Origin of the sequence: Hansschlegelia beijingensis (genome assembly GCF_045505405.1) — a bacterium.
GTDB lineage: Bacteria > Pseudomonadota > Alphaproteobacteria > Rhizobiales > Methylopilaceae > Methylopila > Methylopila beijingensis_A.
Window position 1 is genome coordinate 1 of record NZ_JBJKEX010000290.1, and the last position, 3,960, is coordinate 3,960.

The 3,960-nt window shown below is 69.6% G+C and carries 3 protein-coding genes; all 3 read right to left on the bottom strand.

All coding sequences use genetic code 11. From position 1 onward, the window contains the following. The coding region (locus ACIKT0_RS14485; protein WP_407106023.1) for a lipopolysaccharide biosynthesis protein at positions 1–1,464 on the bottom strand (1,464 nt) is incomplete at its 3' end. A 129-nt stretch (positions 1,465–1,593) separates the two neighbouring features. Continuing rightward, positions 1,594–3,402, bottom strand: coding sequence for a long-chain-acyl-CoA synthetase (locus tag ACIKT0_RS14490; protein WP_407106024.1), 1,809 nt, complete (start codon positions 3,400–3,402; stop codon positions 1,594–1,596). A gap of 100 nt (positions 3,403–3,502) precedes the next feature. Then, positions 3,503–3,960: CobW C-terminal domain-containing protein (locus ACIKT0_RS14495; protein WP_407106025.1), on the bottom strand; the 458-nt coding region annotated here is incomplete at its 5' end.

Genomic DNA, 3,960 nt, shown 5'->3' on the forward strand with positions numbered 1-3,960 from the left:
TGCTTCGCAACGTCGCCGCCCTGGTGCCTCCCTACGCGCCCGACCAGGCCCATCACGGCGCCAGCGCCGCGATCGGAGGGCGCCAAGTCCGAGACGCCGGCGGGTGAGACTGAAAAGCACCACGGTTTCGAGGACCTGCGTTGTCGAGGTGGCGATTGCGGCCCCGATCGCTCCCCAGTGCGGCACCAGGGCGATGCAGAGGCCGAGGTTCAGCAGGAAGGCGCCGGCATAGACCGCGGCGCAGAGGTTCTGCTGCCCGAGCATGTTGAGCAGGCGCTCGAGCGGGCCGACGCTGGCGCGGGCGAGGAGCCCGACCGCGATCACGGGCAACAGCGGGTAGCCGGCGGTGAAGCCGGGGCCAAACAGCCACAGGATCGGCCAGCCGCAGGCGAGGATGACCACGGTCCCGGCCAGCGACGGCCAGAACGTCCACCGGGCCGCGTTCCGCACCATCTTCTCGAGCCGGTCCCGTTCTCCCGCGACCGCGTATTCGGCGAAGCGATGCGCGACGGCGGCCGCCACCGAGAAGGACACGAAGGCGACCAGAGACATCACCTTCACGGCCGCATAGTAGACGCCGACCTCGTCGGCGCCCTGAAACGCGGAAAGCACCAGCACGTCCGTATAGGCGAGGAGCAGGTAGAACCCCTCGACCATGAAGATCGGCAGCGAGACCTTGAGCCAGGTTCGGGGCGCGTAGGCGCGCGGTCCCGGAGGCAGCCGGCGCTTCAGCCTGCGTTCGAGCATCACGAGCTGGGCGATGGAGGTCGCCCAGGTGGCGATGATCGTGGCCGCCATTGCGGTTGTGGCGGTGGCCGCGAAGTTCTCATAGCTCAGCGCGCCGAGCAGCAGCAGGATCAGCAGCGGCCGCACGAAATAGGCCGGCGCGAGCGCGACGTCGATCCAGTTGAAGGAGCGTGCGATGCCGTCCTGCACGTCGGTGAGCACGTACATCGGCACGCAGAAGCAGGCGAGGTAGAGCGGGACCACGGTCCAGCTCTCCAGCTTGTCCGCGAACAGCCAGATGCCCAGCACGCCGAGCCCGGCGATGACGGTCGCCGAGATCATCGACATCACCCGGGAGCCGACCAGGAAGCCGCGCAGCAGGGACTGCTGGCCGGACTCGCTGTATTCGGGGATGAAGCGTTGCGGCGCCGAGCCGAGGCCGAAGCTGGTCAGCCCTCCGAGCAGCAGCACCCAGGTCCAGACATAGACGTAGACGCCGTATTCGGTCTCGCCCATCCAGCGCGCCAGCAGAATCTGCGACACGAAGGCGATGCCAGCGTTGACGACGCGGATCAGGAAGGCGCCGCCCGCGACCTTCTGGGCGATGGCCATGTCGGAGCGGTCGGAGAGCAGCCTGCGCACGCGCTCGACGAGCCGCGCAGGCCCGCTCATGCGAGCCGGCCCCCCCGCCTCGTAAGGCGTGCTCGCCTCGACGTTCATGTCTGGCTTCGTCCTCATCCGATCCTCGACGAGTAGCGGAGGTCGCTTAAGGATGGGTTCGGAAACGCCGTAAATGAAGGTCGAGAAGGACTTCGGAAAATCCGCGCAGCGACGGTAAGGTTCCGTTAACCGGCGCGCGCGGCGGACCTAGAGCCGGACCTTGCGGGCGCCGATCTCCGCGTGCAGCGCCGGGTCGAGCGGGCGGAAGCGCCGCTCCTCCGGCTGCGCCACGTAGAGCGGGTCTGTCACGCGCGACGGGTCGTAGCCCTCGGTCACCAGCTCCACCTTGCGCTGCTTCAGCGTGCCCGTGACCAGCAGTTCGCCGGTGACCCGCAGGAACACCGGGCGGGCGTAGGAGGGCAGATGCCGCTCGATATGGGCGTGCAGCCCCTGGAGATCGAACTCCAGGTCGGCGGGGGAGATCGCCGCCATGCCGGCGCGCCCCTCATAGCCGGGCGCCGGGACGCCATAGACCGACACCTCGCGCACGCCCGGATAGGTCGAGATCACCTCGGCCACCTCCGTGGTGGCGACGTTCTCGCCGCGCCAGCGGAAGGTGTCGCCGATGCGGTCGACGAAATAGAAGTAGCCGCGCTCGTCCTGCCGCAACAGGTCGCCGGTCCGGAACCAGCGGTCGCCCTTCTGGAACGCGTCCGCCAGGATCTTGCGCCGGGTGGCTTCCGGATCGGCGTAGCCCTCGAAGCGCGCCGAGGGCTTGGCCGGATCGTTCAGGATCAGGCCGATCGCCTCGCCGGTCTCGCCGGGCGCGCATTCCACGCAGAACCCGTCGGGCCCGCGCGCCGGCTCGCCCGTCGCGAGATCGCAGCGCACGATCTTCACCGGGAACTTGTGCTTCAGATACCAGGGGATGCGCCCGACCGCGCCCGGCGTCCCGTCGAAGTTGAACAGCGCCACATTGCCTTCGGTCGCCGCGTACCATTCGAGGATGGTCGGCACCCGGAAGCGCTGCTCGAACAGCGGCCAGACGTCCGGCCGCAGACCATTGCCGCAGACGAGGCGCAGCTTGTGGGTCTTCTCGGCCTCGCACTCCGGCTGATGAATCAGGTAGCGGCACAGCTCGCCGATATATTGCGCGAGCGTGCATTCGGTCGCGGCGACGTCGTCCCAGAACCGCCGCGCCTGGAATTTCTCCCGAATGACCACGGAGGCCCCCGCGAGCAGCGGGCTGCCGGCCGCGATGACCCCTCCGGCCGTGTGGTACATCGGCAGGCAGTCATACATCCGGTCCTCGGCCTCGATGCCCATCGCGCCGCAGAAGCCGTGGCTGATCGACATCAGCCGGTAGTGGTTGATGTTGGCCGCCTTCGGCAGCCCGGTCGTGCCGCTGGTGTAGATGAACAGCGCGCGGTCCTCGATCGTGAGCTCCGGCAGCTCGGAGGCCGGCAACGGCTCGCCGGCGAGCGCCTCGGCGGCCTCGTCGACGCGCGGCCAGCCCGCGTCGCCGCCGCCATGCAGCCAGGCGGTCGGCGTCGGTGACGAGGTCACGAAAGGCTGGGCCGACAGATAGGCTTCCTCGCACTCGGCCCCGACCACCACGTGCTTCGGCTGCACGATCGAGACGCAATGCGCGAGCCCCCGGCCCGACAGGTTGGTGTTGAGCAGCGCGACCGCGCCGCCGACCCGCAGCACGCCCACCCAGAAGGCGAGGTAGTCAGGCCGGTTGAGCATCATCAACGCGACCACGTCGCCCTTGCGGACGCCGTTCGCATGGGCCCAGCGCGCATAGGCGTCCGCGCGGGCGTTGAGCTGCGCGTAAGTGTAGGTCTCGCGGTCCGAGATCAGCGCGAGGCGGTCGCCATGCTGCTCGGCGAGTTCGGCGATGACGTGGGGGAAGACGCGGCTTCGGTTGCGGCCGATATGCGTCGTGGCCTTGAGCGCGCGCAGGATGCCCGCGAGAAAGGTCCATTCGCGCGCCAATCGTGACCTGCCGGCCATGTCCCCTCCTGCTCGCGCCCGTCTCGCCGGAACGGCGGGCGTCGTATTGGGGTGGACTGAAGCCCGCGCGGAGGCGCTCTGTCCAGCCCGCCGTAATGGTCTAGGAGAGCAGTCCACCGCCACGCGGGGCGAGCGGATTGTCGAGCAGCGCCGCGCGATCCGGCCGGTCGGGCGCGACCCCGCCGGCGAAGGCGGCGTAGAGCGTCGCGAGCAGGTCGGCCGGGAGACCTTCGCCGATCGCGACGAGCCGGGTGCGGGCGTCTCCGTCCGGCCAGGAGTCGAGGAAGCGCGGCTCGGCGAAGACATGCCGCACGCCCTGCACGACGAGCGGGCGCCCGGGGTCCTCGGCGATCTTCACCAAGCCCTTCAGGCGCAGCAGCTTCGGCGCATGCGCCGAACGCAGCAGGTCGACGAACATGTCGTAGCTCGCGCGCGTCAGGGGCGCTTCGCTTGCCAGCGAGACGGCCCGGATCGCGCCATGGCCCTCCGCGAGCGGCGAAAGCTCCAGCGCCCGCGGCGCCGCCTCGGCGAACAGCGACGAGGCGTCCGCGTCCCGGG

Coding starts and splice junctions, on each gene's coding strand:
- ACIKT0_RS14490 (WP_407106024.1), bottom strand. CDS start 3,402: ATGGCCGGCAGGTCACGATTGGCGCGCGAATGGACCTTTCTCGCGGGC.